The sequence below is a fragment of the Parabacteroides sp. AF17-28 genome (assembly GCF_003479205.1).
Lineage (GTDB): Bacteria > Bacteroidota > Bacteroidia > Bacteroidales > Tannerellaceae > Parabacteroides > Parabacteroides acidifaciens.
This window is the reverse complement of sequence record NZ_QUGV01000011.1, coordinates 75,883-91,889: the sequence shown is the minus strand read 5'-3', so window position 1 is coordinate 91,889 and position 16,007 is coordinate 75,883. Positions and strand designations below refer to the sequence as shown.

Annotated in this window: 12 protein-coding genes; all 12 read left to right on the top strand. The window is 46.2% G+C overall.

Features of this window, described 5'->3' with window-relative positions; translation table 11 throughout:
- Window positions 1-58 precede the first annotated feature (58 nt).
- The 12 genes from tig to rpsL all read left to right on the top strand — a co-directional run bounded on the left by tig (window position 59) and on the right by rpsL (window position 15,873).
- Window positions 59-1,414 (top strand): trigger factor, encoded by a 1,356-nt coding sequence (gene tig / locus DWW90_RS10100; RefSeq protein WP_122344882.1) that lies wholly within the window; start codon window positions 59-61, stop codon window positions 1,412-1,414.
- Window positions 1,415-1,602: 188 nt separating this feature from the next.
- Window positions 1,603-2,268: an ATP-dependent Clp endopeptidase proteolytic subunit ClpP gene (clpP, locus tag DWW90_RS10090; protein WP_115497974.1), complete on the top strand. Its 666-nt coding sequence runs from the start codon at window positions 1,603-1,605 to the stop codon at window positions 2,266-2,268.
- Window positions 2,269-2,318: 50 nt separating this feature from the next.
- Entirely contained in the window at window positions 2,319-3,548 is a 1,230-nt protein-coding gene (gene clpX, locus DWW90_RS10085; RefSeq protein ID WP_122344881.1) for an ATP-dependent Clp protease ATP-binding subunit ClpX, read from the top strand.
- A 27-nt stretch (window positions 3,549-3,575) separates the two neighbouring features.
- Window positions 3,576-5,756 (top strand): DNA helicase RecQ, encoded by a 2,181-nt coding sequence (recQ, locus tag DWW90_RS10080; protein WP_115497976.1) that lies wholly within the window; start codon window positions 3,576-3,578, stop codon window positions 5,754-5,756.
- Between the two features lie 26 nt (window positions 5,757-5,782).
- Entirely contained in the window at window positions 5,783-7,258 is a 1,476-nt protein-coding gene (gene guaB / locus DWW90_RS10075) for an IMP dehydrogenase (RefSeq protein WP_122344880.1), read from the top strand.
- 108 nt (window positions 7,259-7,366) lie between these two features.
- Entirely contained in the window at window positions 7,367-8,965 is a 1,599-nt protein-coding gene (locus DWW90_RS10070; RefSeq protein ID WP_122344879.1) for a peptidylprolyl isomerase, read from the top strand.
- A 15-nt stretch (window positions 8,966-8,980) separates the two neighbouring features.
- Window positions 8,981-9,838 (top strand): peptidyl-prolyl cis-trans isomerase, encoded by an 858-nt coding sequence (locus tag DWW90_RS10065; RefSeq protein WP_122344878.1) that lies wholly within the window; start codon window positions 8,981-8,983, stop codon window positions 9,836-9,838.
- 25 nt (window positions 9,839-9,863) lie between these two features.
- A complete protein-coding gene (locus tag DWW90_RS10060) occupies window positions 9,864-11,228 on the top strand; it encodes a peptidylprolyl isomerase (RefSeq protein ID WP_122344877.1) in 1,365 nt (454 codons plus the stop codon).
- Window positions 11,225-12,901, top strand: a complete 1,677-nt coding sequence (locus DWW90_RS10055) for an OstA-like protein (RefSeq protein ID WP_122344876.1) — start codon at window positions 11,225-11,227, stop codon at window positions 12,899-12,901. Before DWW90_RS10060 ends, DWW90_RS10055 begins: the two co-directional genes overlap by 4 nt.
- Window positions 12,902-12,928: 27 nt before the next feature.
- Window positions 12,929-13,237 carry a hypothetical protein gene (locus tag DWW90_RS10050; protein WP_122332066.1) on the top strand — a complete coding sequence of 103 codons (309 nt, stop codon included), beginning with the start codon at window positions 12,929-12,931 and terminating at the stop codon, window positions 13,235-13,237.
- On the top strand, window positions 13,237-15,099 hold the full coding sequence (gene mutL, locus DWW90_RS10045) for a DNA mismatch repair endonuclease MutL (protein ID WP_122344875.1): 1,863 nt from the start codon (window positions 13,237-13,239) through the stop codon (window positions 15,097-15,099). The genes DWW90_RS10050 and mutL overlap by 1 nt, the downstream gene beginning before the upstream one ends.
- Before the next feature lie 363 nt (window positions 15,100-15,462).
- Window positions 15,463-15,873: a 30S ribosomal protein S12 gene (rpsL, locus tag DWW90_RS10040; RefSeq protein WP_005634721.1), complete on the top strand. Its 411-nt coding sequence runs from the start codon at window positions 15,463-15,465 to the stop codon at window positions 15,871-15,873.
- Window positions 15,874-16,007: the final 134 nt, after the last annotated feature.

The following is a 16,007-nucleotide window of genomic DNA, read 5'->3' as shown; positions in this document are numbered from 1 at the left end:
AGTCTAATTTTGCACCCTAAAATTCGAACAAGACTATTAATTAAATAAATCATTCAGAATGAACGTTTCGCTTAAAAACATTGATGCCACAAAAGGCATTGTGAAATTAGAAATAGTGAAAGCTGACTATGCTGAAAAGGTCGAAAAGAGCCTTCGCAGCTTCCGTCAGAAAGCAAATGTGCCTGGTTTCCGTAAAGGTATGGTGCCGATGGGTATGGTGAAAAAGATGTATGGAAAGCATGTGTTGGTGGAAGAAATCAACAAATTGGTTTCTGAAAACCTGTACAGCTATATCCGTGAAAATAACCTGAACATTTTGGGCGAACCGCTGCCTAACGAGACTGAACAGAAAGAAATCAACTTTGATACTCAGGAAGAGTTCGAATTTTGTTTCGACGTTGCTTTGGCTCCGGAAATCAAACTCGAACTGTCCAAGAACGATAAGGTTCCTTACTATCAGGTGAATATCGACGACGACATGATCGGCAAGCAGGTTGAAGCTTACCAGGCTAATTTCGGCTCTTATGACGAAGTTGACGATGTAGAAGAAAAAGACCTGATAAAAGGTACTGTAGCCGAGCTGGAAAACGGTTCTCCGAAAGAAGGCGGTATCGTTGTTGAAGACGCAGTCCTGATGCCTATGTATATCAAGGATGAAGCAGAAAAGGCTAAATTCTTGGGTGCAAAGAAAAATACGGTTGTCGTGTTCAACCCGAACAAGGCTTATGAAGGTGCAGAAGCTGAAATCGCTTCATTCCTGAAGGTAGAGAAAGAGGCTGTTGCCGGTATCACAGGTGACTTCAGCTTCGAAATCAAGGAAGTGACTCGTCATAAAAACGCAGAACTGAACCAGGAATTGTTCGACAAAGTATTCGGAGAAGGTGTAGTTACCAGCGAAGAAGAATTTAAGAACAAGATCCGTGAAGCGTTGGCTGAACAGTTCACTCCGCAGAGCGACTTCAAGTTCCTGACCGATACACGTGATATTTTGGTTAAGAAAGCCGGAGAACTGGCTTTTGCCGAAGACCTGTTGAAACGTTGGTTGCTGGTTGCAAACGAAAAGAATACAAAAGAAAAGATCGACGAAGAATATCCGCAGATCGTGGAAGACCTGAAATATCACCTGATCAAGGAAAATCTGGTGAAAGAAAACGGTCTGAAGGTTGAAGATGCCGATATCGAAAACTTCGCTAAACGTGTGGCTAAAGCCCAGTTCGCACAGTACGGAATGCTTTCTGTACCTGAAGATGTGCTGGCTAACTATGCGAAGGACATTTTGAAGAATAAACAAACCTTGCAGAATATCATCGACCGTGCTGTCGAAGAAAAACTGGCTGGTTGGTTGAAGGAACAGGTTGAGCTGGATGTTAAGGAAGTATCAGCCGACGAGTTCAATAAACTTTTTGAAGAATAATATCCCCTGAAAAAGCAGCTCCGGCTGCTTTTTTCTTCTAAAAAGGGCTTTCTCTCGAAAAAATATCTTACCGGATTGCAAATAAGTTGTTTCTTTCAGAAATTTATTTATAACTTTGTTTTTCCGATAAGTAAGAGGGGAATCCCTTTTTTTATGACTTTTCGGTAATACAAATAAGACTATAGATTATGGAAGATTTCAGAAAGTATGCAACGAAGCATTTAGGGATGAGCAGTAATGCGCTGGACAGTTATATGAACATAACCAGCAGTTACATCTCTCCGACGATTATCGAAGAGCGCCAATTGAACGTTGCTCAGATGGACGTTTTTTCACGGTTGATGATGGACCGTATTATATTTTTAGGTACACAAGTTGACGATTATACGGCCAATGTAATCCAGGCACAGTTGTTGTATCTGGACTCCAGTGATCCTGGTAAGGATATCTCAATTTATATCAATTCACCGGGCGGTTCCGTCTATGCCGGATATGGCATCTATGACACCATGCAGTTTATCAGCAGTGACGTATCGACAATCTGTACGGGTATGGCAGCTTCATTCGCAGCCGTATTGCTGGTGGCCGGGACAAAAGGCAAACGTATGGCATTGCCCCATTCCCGCGTGATGATTCACCAACCGTTAGGTGGTGCTCAGGGACAGGCCTCGGATATCGAGATTACAGCGCGTGAAATCCTGAAAGTAAAGAAAGAACTGTACACGATCATATCGACCCATTCCGGTCAGCCGTATGAAAAGGTAGAACACGACAGTGACCGTGACTACTGGATGACAGCGGAAGAAGCGTTGGCTTACGGTATGGTGGACAAGGTTCTGGTACGTAACAAATAATATTAATGCAGGGGCAAGGTTAGCTTGCCCTTTAAAAAAACAAATACGGAATGGCCAAAACAGGCGATAACTGTACGTTTTGCGGGCGCAGTAGCCGGGATGTTAATATGCTGATTAACGGAATTTCCGGTGCTATCTGTGATGAATGTGCACAGCAGGCGTACGAAATAGTAAAAGAACAAATGCCCGGTAAAAAGAGCTCTTTCGGATTAAGCCAGGGAGAGTTGCCGAAACCGGAAGATATTAAGGCTTTCCTGGATCAATATGTAATAGGGCAAGACGATGCCAAACGTTACCTGTCGGTTGCCGTTTATAACCACTATAAGCGTTTGATCCAGAAAGTGACATCGGATGATGTCGAGATCGAGAAATCGAATATTATTATGGTGGGTGCTACGGGTACCGGTAAAACGTTATTGGCCCGTACGATCGCCAAATTGCTTCATGTCCCGTTTGCTATTGTCGATGCAACGGTGTTGACGGAAGCCGGTTATGTAGGGGAGGATATAGAAAGTATTTTGACCCGTTTGTTGCAGGCAGCCGATTATGATGTGGATGCGGCGCAACGCGGTATCGTATTTATCGACGAAATAGACAAGATCGCTCGCAAGAGCGATAATCCTTCCATTACACGTGATGTCAGTGGTGAAGGCGTACAGCAGGGATTGCTGAAATTGCTGGAAGGTTCCATCGTGAACGTGCCTCCCCAGGGTGGCCGTAAGCATCCGGAACAGAAGATGATTGCTGTGGATACCAAAAATATCCTGTTTGTATGTGGTGGCGCTTTCGACGGAATAGAGAAGAAAATCGCCCAGCGTTTGAATACTCGTGTAGTTGGATACGCCGCAAACGAAAACACAGCACAGGTTGACCGTAACAATCTGCTGAAATATATTACGCCTACCGATTTGAAGTCGTTTGGTCTGATTCCTGAGATCATCGGACGTCTGCCCATTCTGACGTATTTGAATCCGTTGGATAGAAGTACGCTCCGAAATATCCTGACGGAGCCGAAGAACTCCATTATCAAACAATACATCAAATTGTTCGATATGGATGATATAAAGCTGACGTTTGATGAGGACGTGTTCGAATTCATTGTCGATAAGGCACTCGAATTTAAGTTGGGAGCACGTGGTCTGCGTTCCATTGTAGAGGCTGTGATGATGGATGCCATGTACAGTATGCCGTCTGCAAAAAAGAAGACACTCCATGTTACGTTGGAGTATGCGAAGGATAAGTTTGAAAAGTCGGACGTAAACCGTCTGCAGGTGGTCTGATCGGCGGTTTTTAAAATATTAATTAGTATGGCAAAGAAGGATAATTTGACAGAGGCGCTCAAAAAACATTTTGGTTTTGGTACCTTTAAAGGTAATCAGAGAGCGATCATCGAAAATGTGCTGGCAGGAAACGATACCTTTGTGTTGATGCCGACCGGAGGAGGAAAGTCTTTGTGTTACCAATTGCCTTCTCTGATGATGCAGGGGACGGCCATTGTGATTTCTCCCTTGATAGCCCTGATGAAAAACCAGGTGGATGCCATGCGGAACTTCAGTGAGGAAGACGGGGTGGCTCATTTCATCAACTCTTCTCTGAACAAGTCGGCCATAGACCAGGTGAAAGATGATATCAGAAGCGGCCGTACCAAGTTGCTTTATGTGGCCCCGGAGTCTCTGACAAAGGAAGAGAATGTCGAATTTTTGCGTCAGGTCAATATTTCGTTTTATGCCGTGGACGAAGCGCATTGTATTTCAGAGTGGGGACATGACTTCCGGCCGGAATACCGTCGTATCCGCCCGATCATAAACGAGATCGGCAAACGTCCGTTAATAGCCCTGACTGCTACGGCAACGCCGAAAGTGCAGCACGATATCCAGAAAAACCTGGGAATGATCGATGCTTCAGTTTTCAAATCGTCCTTCAACCGTTCTAATCTGTATTATGAGATTCGTCCGAAAACGGCGAATATCGACCGTGAGATCATTAAATATATTAAGTCCAACGAGGGAAAATCAGGTATTATTTATTGTCTGAGCCGTAAGAAGGTGGAAGAGTTTGCCGATATCCTGAAAGCAAACGGCATTAAGGCGTTGCCTTATCATGCCGGTATGGATTCGCAGCAGCGTTCGTCCAACCAGGATGCATTCCTGATGGAAAAAGCGGATGTGATTGTGGCGACTATTGCTTTCGGTATGGGAATCGATAAACCGGATGTACGCTATGTCATTCATTACGATATACCGAAAAGCCTCGAAGGATATTACCAGGAAACCGGACGTGCCGGCCGTGATGGCGGCGAGGGGCAGTGCATTGCTTTTTATGCATACAAAGACTTGCAGAAATTAGAAAAGTTCATGCAGGGGAAGCCGGTTGCGGAGCAGGAAATCGGAAAGCAATTATTGCTGGAAACTGCCGCTTACGCCGAAACTTCCGTATGCCGCCGGAAAGTATTGTTGCACTACTTCGGTGAAGAGTACCTGGAAGATAATTGTGGAAATTGTGATAATTGTTTGAACCCCAAAAAGAAAGTGGAAGCAAAAGAATTATTAAGCGCCGTACTGGAAGTTATTGGTACGTTAAAGGAAAAGTTTAAGGCAGAATATATCGTCAACATGTTGGTTGGCAACGAAACCTCCGAAATTCAATCTTACAAACACAACGAACTGGAAGTTTTCGGCTCCGGTTCGGATGAAGAAGAGAAAACATGGAATGCCGTTATCCGTCAGGCACTGATCGCCGGGTATCTGGCTAAAGACATTGAAAACTACGGACTGCTGAAGATTACGGAAAAAGGAAAAGAGTTTATAAAAAAGCCGGTCTCTTTCAAGATTACGGAAGACAACGAATTTGACGAAGAGGAAGAAGAAGTTCCGGTACGCGGCGGGGCTACCTGTGCCGTCGACCCGATCCTTTATTCGATGATGAAGGATTTGCGTAAGAAGCTGTCGAAACGCCTGGAGGTTCCTCCTTTCGTAATTTTCCAGGACCCGTCTTTGGAAGCGATGGCAACGACTTATCCGGTGACATTGGATGAGTTGCAGAACATCCCGGGAGTGGGTGCCGGTAAGGCAAAGAGATATGGCAAGGAGTTTGTCGAGTTGATCAAGAAACATGTGGAAGAAAATGAGATCGAACGTCCTGAAGACCTTCGTGTGCGTACGGTTGCCAATAAGTCCAAACTGAAAGTTTCAATCATTCAGCGCATCGACCGCAAGGTGGCGTTGGACGAGATCGCGATGACGAACGGACTGGAGTTTAACGAACTGCTGGACGAAATCGAAGCGATCGTTTATTCCGGAACCCGTATCAATATCGACTATTTCCTGAACGACGTGATGGATGAAGATCATATCGAAGATATTTACGAATACTTCAAGGATTCGGAAACGGATGATCTGGAAGATGCTATTGAAGAATTGGGAGGCGATTATACCGAAGAAGAAATTCGTTTGGTCCGTATCAAGTTCCTGTCTGAAATGGCGAACTGATTAATAATTATTTAAAGTATAAGTTTATGTCATTTATAGCAGACAGAGTAGTGATGGACGGGTTGACATTCGACGATGTATTGTTGATTCCGGCCTATTCGGAAGTACTTCCCCGTAATGTCGATCTGACTACGAAGTTTTCCCGTAACATCTCTTTGAATATCCCGATGGTTTCGGCTGCGATGGATACGGTTACCGAAGCGAAGATGGCGATTGCCATTGCCCGCGAAGGCGGTATCGGTGTTATTCATAAGAATATGACGATTGCCGAACAGGCAAAGCAGGTTCAGAGTGTGAAACGGGCCGAGAACGGCATGATCTATGATCCCGTTACCATCACAAGAGGCAAGACCGTTGGGGATGCCTTAGGGATGATGAAGGAGTATAAGATCGGAGGGATTCCTGTGGTGGATGAAGCCGGTTGCCTGGTCGGGATCGTGACGAACCGTGACCTGCGGTTCGAAAGAGACATGAACCGTTCGATCGACGAGGTGATGACAAGGGAAAAACTGATTGTGGCGGACCAGTCGACAGACCTGGAAGCGGCAGCCAGCATCCTGCAGCAGCACAAGATCGAGAAATTGCCGGTAGTGGACCACCATAATAAACTGGTCGGCCTGATTACCTATAAAGACATAACGAGGGCAAAAGACAAACCGACCGCTTGTAAGGACTCAAAAGGCCGTTTGCGTGTAGCTGCCGGTGTCGGCGTTACGTTCAACACGTTTGAACGGGTTGCCGCTTTGGTGGAAGCCGGTGCGGATGCGCTGGTGATCGATACGGCCCACGGGCACTCCAAAGGGGTTGTCGACGTGTTGAAGCAGATCAAAGCCCAATATCCGCAAATCGACTGTGTTGTGGGAAACATAGCGACAGGCGATGCGGCCCGGTATCTGGTGGAAGCCGGGGCGGATGCTGTAAAAGTCGGGATCGGTCCGGGTTCTATCTGTACGACCCGCGTGATTGCCGGAGTCGGTGTGCCCCAGCTGTCAGCCATCTATGAGGTGGCAAAGGCGTTGAAGGGTACGGGAGTCCCGCTGATTGCAGACGGAGGCTTGCGCTATTCCGGTGATATCGTGAAAGCGATTGCCGCCGGCGGCTCGTCGGTCATGATGGGCTCGTTGTTGGCCGGTGTGGAAGAGTCGCCGGGTGAGACGATCATCTTCAACGGGCGTAAGTTCAAGTCTTATCGTGGCATGGGTTCGCTGGAAGCCATGCAGAAAGGTTCGAAAGACCGCTATTTCCAGGATGTGGAAGACGATGTGAAGAAGCTGGTTCCCGAAGGTATTGCCGCGCGTGTGCCGTACAAAGGTTCGCTGTATGAGGTGATCTACCAGATGGTAGGCGGTCTGCGTGCCGGGATGGGATATTGCGGAGCACACAATATCGACGAACTGCATTCGGCCCGGTTTACCCGTATCACGAATGCCGGTGTGCTGGAAAGCCATCCGCATGATGTGGCGATTACGCAGGAAGCGCCGAATTACAGCCGTGGAGAATAAGAAAGTCATATGACCTGTATTATAAAAAACACTAATTTAATTGGATAGCATACTTTTCTTGCCTGCTCTCCGTTAGATTAGTGTTATTTTTGTAATGTATATCGTGATATGATAAAAGGAGGATTAATGAAGAAGTTACTTGTATTATCTTTGGTATTCGCTTGTATGACAGGACATGCCCAGATCCCGGCCGATTCAGTTGTGATGACGGTTGCCGGAAAGCAGATCCCGTTGGATGAATTTATTTTTATTGCACAAAAGAATAGCGAAGTTAATTTGTCAGACCAGAAGTCCGTGAATGCCTATGTGGAGTTGTTTAAGAACTTCAAGCTGAAAGTGGCGGAAGCGGAAGAACAGGGCCTGGACAAGACAAAGGCGTTCAAAGATGAATTGGACGGCTATCGCGCTCAGTTGACTTCGAGTTATTTGTCGGATAAAGAAGGTGAAGAGGCAGTAGTGCATGCCGTGTACGATCGCTATGGCGAGGTGCTCGAATTAAGTCACATCTTATTCCGCTTGCCGGCGCGTACCTTGTCGAAAGATACGGTTGCCGTTTATCAGAAAGCGATGCAGGCTTACGAGCGCATTCAGAAAGGGGAGGACTTTGCCGCTGTAGGTGAGGAACTGAAAGAAGCCGACAAAGAAAACGTCGGTTATGAGTATGTCCATTGCCTGCTGCCGATGCAGACGGTCAAAGCCTTTGAGAATGTCGCCTATTCTATGCCGGTAGGGGCTATATCCAAGCCGGTGCGTACGACGATGGGTTTCCATCTGATAAAGATACACAGCCGTAAGCCGAATCCCGGTCTGGTACGTGTGGCGCATATCCTGATTCCGTTTCCGGCGGACTCGGTGAAGCAGGATGAAGCAGAGGTGTTGGCGCGTGCGGAAGAAGTTTACCGGAAAGCAAAAGAAGGAGCCGACTTTGCCGAGTTGGCAAAAGAATATTCATCGGATACCGGCTCTGCCAAAAGGGGTGGCGAACTGCCCGCTTTCGGTGTCGGCGAGATGGTAGAACCGTTCGAAGCGGCTGCTTTTGCATTGAATACGCCGGGGGAATTGTCCCGTCCGGTGAAAACGCGTTTCGGCTATCATATCATTAAGTTGATCGAGAAGAAAGGAATGCCTACTTTCGATGAAAAGAAAAAAGGTTGGTCACGCCAGATGGCACAGGGCGAACGCAACTTTGAATATTACGGTGCCTTTGATGAACGGATGAAGAAAGAGTACGGATATAAATTCTATCCCGAAGCCTATGCGGAATTGCAGGCGCTTTGCAATGACTATTTCCCGTCCGATCCGGCTTTCTATGAGAAGGCGAAGGATATGAACAAGACATTGTTCCATCTTAACGGTACGGATTTCCCGCAGAGCGAGTTCGCTTATTACATCCAGCGTTGCCCGTTCTCCACAAAATCCTATGCCGGAGATTTTATGCAGGAAGTGTACGATCTTTTCATCCGTGATATCGTAACGACAGCAGAGCGTAAAAACCTGACGACAAAGCATCCTGAATTTAACCTGTTGATGCAGGAATACCGGGATGGCATCCTGTTGTTTGATATTAGCAATAAGGAAGTCTGGAACAAGCCGATGAACGAGCAGGCTCAGGCAGAAGCCGCATGGATCGAGCGTTTGAACCAGAAATATCCGGTGACGGTAAACAAGAAGTTGCTGAAGAAGATCGATAAAAAGATAAAGAAATAATAAAGAGAAAGTTATATGAGATATTGCTTCATTTTTATAGCATTCGTATCTTTGCTGTGTTCTTGCAAGAAGACGCAGTCTTCCGATGATGCAGATGTACTGGTAAGAGTGAAGGACCGGGTTCTCGAGCATTCGGAGGTCAAAAAGCAGATCCCGCGCGGACTCTCGTCGGCTGACAGCTTGTTGCTTGGCGAAAGTCTGGAAAAGAAATGGGTGAAAGACGCTTTGGTTTATGAGGTGGCACAACGTAACTTGGAAGGAAAAGATAAAGAAGAAGTGGACAAGCTGGTGGAGGAATACCGCCATTCGCTGATCCGCTACCGCTATCAGGAACAACTGGTAAGGGAAAGGCTTTCATCCGAGTTCCAGGAAAGCGACAAGTTGAGCTATTACGAAGAGAACCAGAAAAAGTTTGTATTGGACAAGGCTTTGGTGAAAGGCTTGTTCCTGAAAATCCCAGTGGATGCCCCCGGGCTTTCTGATGTAAAAGGATGGTATAGATCGACATCTGAGGCTTCTTTAGAAAAAATTGAGAAGTATAGTGTGCAGAATGCCAGTATTTATGACTACTTTTACGACAAATGGGTGGACTTCGACCAGGTGATGGATAATATTCCTGTCCGGGTGTCGAACGCAAACGACTTCCTGAAGGCGAATAAATTTGTGGAAGCGACCGATAGTACGTATTGCTATTTGTTGAATATCAAAGAGTATTTGCCCGTAGGCAGTGTGGCTCCTTACGATTACGCCAGCCCGCAGATTGTGGAGATGCTGACTAATTTGCGTAAGGTGGAGTTTTTGAGGAAATTTGAAGAAGAATTATATAATGATGCAGTCAGGCGAGGTGATGTTCAGTTTTACACGGAACCCTGATTGGTAACTTATTTATAAATAGTACATGATGAAAAAGATTTTAACAGTATTCATTCTTGCCTGCTTATCCTGTGTTGTTTATGCACAGGATAATGTGATTGATGAGATAGTGTGGGTGGTAGGAGATGATGCAATTCTGCGTTCGGATGTGGAAAGCCAGCGTTTGTACTTACAGAACGAGGGGCAGCGTCTGGATGGAGACCCCTATTGTGTGATTCCGGAACAGATGGCCATCCAGAAATTGTATCTGAACCAGGCAAAGATCGATAGTGTGGAAGTAAGTGAAAGCCAGGTGATCCAGGAAGCGGACCGTTGGGTAAACTATGCGATCAACCAGAGTGGTTCAAGAGAAAAGCTGGAGGAGTATTTCAATAAAAGGATTTCCGAAATAAAGGAAGAAAAAAAGGAACAGCTTATGGAGCAGCAAACGGTGCAGCAGATGCAGCGCCAGCTGATCGGTGAGATCAAGCTGACCCCTTCCGAAGTCCGCAAATACTACAACCAGCTGTCCAAGGATAGTCTGCCTAATATCCCGACAACAGTGGAAGTGCAGGTTATCACAATGGAACCGAAGATTCCGTTTGAAGAAACGGATGCGATCAAGGCTCGTTTGCGCCAGTACACGGAAGATATCAATAGTGGAAAATATGAATTTTCGACATTGGCGCGTTTGTATTCCGAAGATCCGGGATCGTCTGTTCGTGGTGGCGAGTTGGGCTTTATGAGTAAGATGGACTTGTTGCCGGAGTTTGCCAATGTCGCTTTCAATTTGAACGATCCGAAGAAGATTTCCCAGATTGTACAGACTGAATATGGTTTTCACATTATCCAGTTGATCGAAAAGCGTGGCGACCGTATCAACTGCCGCCATATCCTGTTGAAGCCGAAAGTGTCGGATAAGGAATTGAACGAATGTTTGACTCGTATGGATTCGCTCTACACGGACTTGACGGCTAAGAAATTTACATTTGAAGAAGCTGCCACCTTTATCTCTGCCGATAAGGATACAAGAAACAACAAAGGTTTGATGGTGAACTCGCATTTTGAAAGCAACAATCACGGAACGCCGAAGTTTGAGATGTCCGAACTACCCCAGGAAATTGGTAAGATGGTTTATACCATGCAGGTTGGCGAAATCTCCAAACCTTTTACGATGATTAACGACAAGCAGAAAGACGTGGTTGCCATTGTAAAACTGAAATCCAGAGTAGAACAGCATAAGGCAAATATCTCGGACGACTATCAGGCTTTGAAGGCAATCGTCGAAGCTCGGAAGCGTGAAGAATTGTTGAATAACTGGATTGTTAAGAAGCAGAAAAGTACATATGTACGCATCAGTGAAGGCTGGCGTAATTGTGACTTCAAGTTCCCTGGCTGGGTTAAAGAATGAAGACGGTAAAGAAATTTGTTTTCACATCTCTGTTTTTTCTCTGTACGGTCTGCGCTTTTGCACAGACCCAGGATACCACTGTCGTCTCTGCACAAAATATAACAGTCGCTCCGCCGGACAGTTTGTTGGCCGGCGATAGCTTGCAGGTTGCAGATAGCTTGCTTGTTACTGATACCGTTCCGGTAAAGAAGACAAAAATTTATTTGGAACATACGAATACGCTGTCGTTTGACAAGGATATCATGCCCGATGCGCAAATCCTGAACGGGGATGTCTGTTTCCGGCACGACAGTTCGTATATGTATTGCGACAGCGCTTACTTTTTTGAGCAGGCCAATTCGCTCGAAGCATTCAGTAATGTTAGGATGGAGCAGGGAGACACCTTGTTCGTCTATGGCGATTACCTGTTTTATGACGGTAATACGCAAATTGCCTACCTGCGCGAGAATGTCCGGATGGAGAACGGAGAGGTGACGCTTTTTACGGACAGTCTCAACTATGAGCGTATTCCAAATATCGGTTATTATTTCGAGGGAGGGATGATTGTCGATTCCCTCAATCAGCTTACCTCTTTCTACGGGCAATATTCTCCGGATACAAAACTGGCTGTCTTTAATGACAGTGTGCAACTCGAGAACCCCGATTTTACGTTGTACTCCGATACCTTGAATTACGATACGGAATCGAAGATTGCAACTATCCTGGGGCCGTCTGTCATTGTTTCGGACAGCGGTACGATCCATACTTCGCGCGGTTGGTATGATACGCAAAACAATACCTCTCTTTTGCTTGACCGCTCGCAGGTGGAGTCGGGTGAAAAGATACTGATTGGTGACTCCATCTTCTATAACCGGGATTCGGGTATGGGGGAAGTTTACGGTAATATGCTCCTGATCGATACGGCGCAACATGTGACCCTGGAAGGCAATTACGGCTATTATAACGAACAGACCGGCTATGCATTTGCGACCGACAGTGCCCGTTTCCTTGAATATTCGCAAGGTGATACGCTTTTCCTGCATGCCGATACCTTACAGATGATGACGGTCGACTCGGCTTACCGGGAGATCAAAGCCTATTACGGTGTCCGCTTCTACCGGACCGATATGCAGGGAGTTTGTGACTCCATGCAGTTTAATACGCGTGACTCTGTATTATATATGTACACGGAACCGGTCATTTGGAACGAACAGTATCAGTTGTACGGCGATACGATTGCCATTTATATGAATGACAGTACGATCGAGTACGCCCATGTGATCCAGTTCGCTTTCGCCGCCCAGCATGTCGACTCGACTTATTATAACCAGCTGAAAGGGAACGACCTGAAAGCCTATTTTGAAAATCAGGAATTACGGCGTATTGATGTAAACGGCAATGCCGAATTAAATTATTATCCTTTGGAGAATGATGGTTCAAAAGTCGGAATGAATAATGCAAAAGGAGCTTCACTTTCGATCTGGGTGAAAAATAATAAATTGGACAGATTGGGTATTTATACCGGGGTTACAGGGACTTTAACTCCTATTCCAGACTTGAAACCAGATCAAAAGACGTTGAAAGATTTCTACTGGTTCGACTATCTGCGTCCGAAGGATAAGTATGATATTTACCAGGTGGTGAAAAGAAAAGCGGCAGAGTCACCCAAGAGAAGCAATAAATTTGTACATTAGCACAGTATTTATAAACAATAAAAGACTATGGCGTTATTCTCATTTTATAATGTACGGAAACCTCGCCAATTCGAGCACAAACCGATCTATTGGGATCCTCATAAAGAGGCGATGGAAGATCGTATCCGCAAGGTGAAGCGAGAGATTGGGATGGACGGTGAACTGTCGATCGACGATTACAAAGCTGAGATCAAAGGCAGTTTTGTCGAAGGAACTTCCCATTTGAAAAAGAGCCGCGACAATGGACATGATTCCCGTAGTCGTACCTATAAGAATGTAAAACTGTTATTGGCTGCCGCTATTTTAGTCGGCATATTCTGGTATTTGTTCATGTAATGAGCGATATTATACATTTACTTCCCGACAGTATTGCCAATCAGATAGCGGCAGGCGAGGTGATCCAACGTCCTGCCTCTGTTGTGAAGGAGCTGGTGGAGAACGCGGTTGATGCCGGTGCCGGACATATTCAGGTGAATATCAAGGATGCCGGCCGTACATTGGTCCAGGTGATCGATGACGGGAAAGGTATGTCCGAAACGGATGCCCGCATGGCTTTCGAGCGGCATGCAACTTCCAAGATTTCATCGGCCGACGATCTTTTCTCTTTGCATACGATGGGTTTCCGCGGCGAGGCGCTTGCTTCGATCGTGGCTGTTTCGCAGGTTGAGCTTCGTACACGCCTAAAGGGAACGGAGCTGGGTTCGCATCTTGTCTTTTCCGGTTCCAACCTGGAAAGCATCGAGCCGGATGCTTGTAACGAGGGGAGTATATTTTCTGTCAAGAATCTTTTCTTTAATGTCCCGGCGCGTCGCAAATTCCTGAAGTCGAACGAGACGGAGTTCCGGAATATCATCAATGAATTTGAACGGATCGCCCTGGTGAATCCGCAGGTCGCCCTGTCGCTCTATCATAACGATACGGAGATTTTCAACCTGCCGGAGTCCGGCTTGAGGCAACGTATTATTAATGTATATGGCAAGACGCTGAACCAAAAGCTGCTTTCGGTGGATGCCCAAAGTTCGTTAGTTACGGTTTCCGGTTTTGTCGGCCGTCCCGATTCGGCCAAGAAACGCGGAGCCTTGCAATATTTCTTTGTGAACGGACGCTTCATGAAGCACCCGTATTTCCACAAAGCCGTGATGCAGGCCTATGAACAATTGATCCCGCAAGGCGAACAGCCAAACTATTTTATCTATTTCACGCTCGATCCCTCTACGATAGATGTGAATATACATCCGACCAAAACAGAGATCAAGTTTGAAAACGAACAACCGATCTGGCAAATCCTGATGGCGGCAACCCGCGAAGCGCTGGCCAAATCGAGCGCTATCCCAACAATCGACTTCGATGTGGAGGGCGCTATCGACATACCGGTCTACAATCCTGTCAAGGAGACTGCCTCTTATAAAGCTCCCCGTGTACAGGTGGATGCCGGCTATAATCCATTTGAATCCTCTTCCTATAAGAAACCGGAGTTCGACTGGTCCAAGCTCTATCAGGATTTTGAGGAAGACCGTTCTGCTGTCAGCCAGGATCCGGATTTGACAGATGCCTTGCTGCCAGATCTCTCAGAACCTGTGGCCGATGTCGGTGAAGCGGCTGCGGCGGACTCTTCTACAGGTCTGTTTAATGATGTGTCTAATCCCTGCTATCAGTATAAAGGGAAATATATCGTCACATCGTTGAAGTCCGGTCTGGCTCTGATCGATCAGCATCGTGCCCATGTCCGTATCCTCTTCGACCAATATATCACGAATATACGGCAGCAGAAAGGCGCCTCCCAACAGATGCTTTTCCCGGAAGTAGTGGAGTTTACGACTGCCGAAGCGGCTGTCTTGCCGTCTTTGCTGGATGATATGCACTTCATCGGTTTTGAGTTGACCCATCTGGGAAACAACAGTTATGCCATCAACGGTATGCCTGCCGGTATCGAGAATCTGGATACGGTAGCCTTGGTGCGCGACATGGTCAGCCGCGCCATCGAAACAGGCTGTGAGGTACATGAGGAAATTTGTGAATCGCTGGCACTTTCCCTGGCAAAAGCCGCAGCTATCCGCCCCGGCAAAGTCCTTTCCGCCGAAGAAATGGATAACCTGATCGCTACTCTTTTCTCCTGCCCGGATTCTAACTTGACTCCCGACGGCAAGACGATCATCTCGCTATTGACGGATGATGAGCTGGAAAAACGCTTCAAGTAATTATTGATATAGGGCTCATTATACGGACTGCAGTCCGTTTGCGATTCGATGGGCATCGGCTGCAACTTCGATGGGCATCGGCTGCAACTTCGATGGGCATCGAATCGCAAACGCTAAAGGAGCGGAAACTTAACGAATGTCTCCTTCTTGATGAAATAATTGTTAATTATCTGTAAATGGATAAAAGGTTGGTCTTGTGATACGGGAACAAATGCGTAACTTTGCACCGTTTTTAGCGCGAAGTGTATAATAAAGTGGACTTAAATGATTGATAGTCCGAAAAGAATGCGTACCTTTGCAGCTCAAAATAAAGAAATAGATAATTATAATAATAACACATTCAAAGTTTAAAAAAGAAAAGAAATGCCTACAATTCAGCAATTAGTTAGAAAAGGAAGGGAAACTTTGGTGGAAAAGGGTAAATCACCCGCATTGGATTCATGTCCGCAGAGACGTGGCGTTTGCGTTCGTGTTTACACTACAACTCCGAAGAAACCTAACTCTGCAATGCGTAAAGTAGCGAGAGTACGTTTGACAAATGGAAAAGAAGTAAACTCTTACATTCCGGGAGAAGGACACAACTTGCAGGAACACTCAATCGTACTGGTACGTGGTGGTCGTGTGAAAGACCTTCCTGGTGTACGTTATCACATTGTACGTGGAACCTTGGATACTGCAGGCGTAAACGGACGTACTCAGAGACGTTCCAAATACGGCGCTAAACGCCCGAAACCGGGACAGGCAGCTGCAGCAGCTAAAGGAAAGAAGAAGTAATTAGTTACATCCCTTCAAACTGAGAATTTAAATTTAAGTATTAAAGCTGGTTTGAGTTATTTGGATAGGCTATAGGTTGAGTAAATGGTTCAGCGGAACCGTTGAAGACGCATAAAAGGCAACCAAGAAACAAG

Coding starts and splice junctions, on each gene's coding strand:
- tig (WP_122344882.1), top strand. CDS start 59: ATGAACGTTTCGCTTAAAAACATTGATGCCACAAAAGGCATTGTGAAA.
- clpP (WP_115497974.1), top strand. CDS start 1,603: ATGGAAGATTTCAGAAAGTATGCAACGAAGCATTTAGGGATGAGCAGT.
- clpX (WP_122344881.1), top strand. CDS start 2,319: ATGGCCAAAACAGGCGATAACTGTACGTTTTGCGGGCGCAGTAGCCGG.
- recQ (WP_115497976.1), top strand. CDS start 3,576: ATGGCAAAGAAGGATAATTTGACAGAGGCGCTCAAAAAACATTTTGGT.
- guaB (WP_122344880.1), top strand. CDS start 5,783: ATGTCATTTATAGCAGACAGAGTAGTGATGGACGGGTTGACATTCGAC.
- DWW90_RS10070 (WP_122344879.1), top strand. CDS start 7,367: ATGATAAAAGGAGGATTAATGAAGAAGTTACTTGTATTATCTTTGGTA.
- DWW90_RS10065 (WP_122344878.1), top strand. CDS start 8,981: ATGAGATATTGCTTCATTTTTATAGCATTCGTATCTTTGCTGTGTTCT.
- DWW90_RS10060 (WP_122344877.1), top strand. CDS start 9,864: ATGATGAAAAAGATTTTAACAGTATTCATTCTTGCCTGCTTATCCTGT.
- DWW90_RS10055 (WP_122344876.1), top strand. CDS start 11,225: ATGAAGACGGTAAAGAAATTTGTTTTCACATCTCTGTTTTTTCTCTGT.
- DWW90_RS10050 (WP_122332066.1), top strand. CDS start 12,929: ATGGCGTTATTCTCATTTTATAATGTACGGAAACCTCGCCAATTCGAG.
- mutL (WP_122344875.1), top strand. CDS start 13,237: ATGAGCGATATTATACATTTACTTCCCGACAGTATTGCCAATCAGATA.
- rpsL (WP_005634721.1), top strand. CDS start 15,463: ATGCCTACAATTCAGCAATTAGTTAGAAAAGGAAGGGAAACTTTGGTG.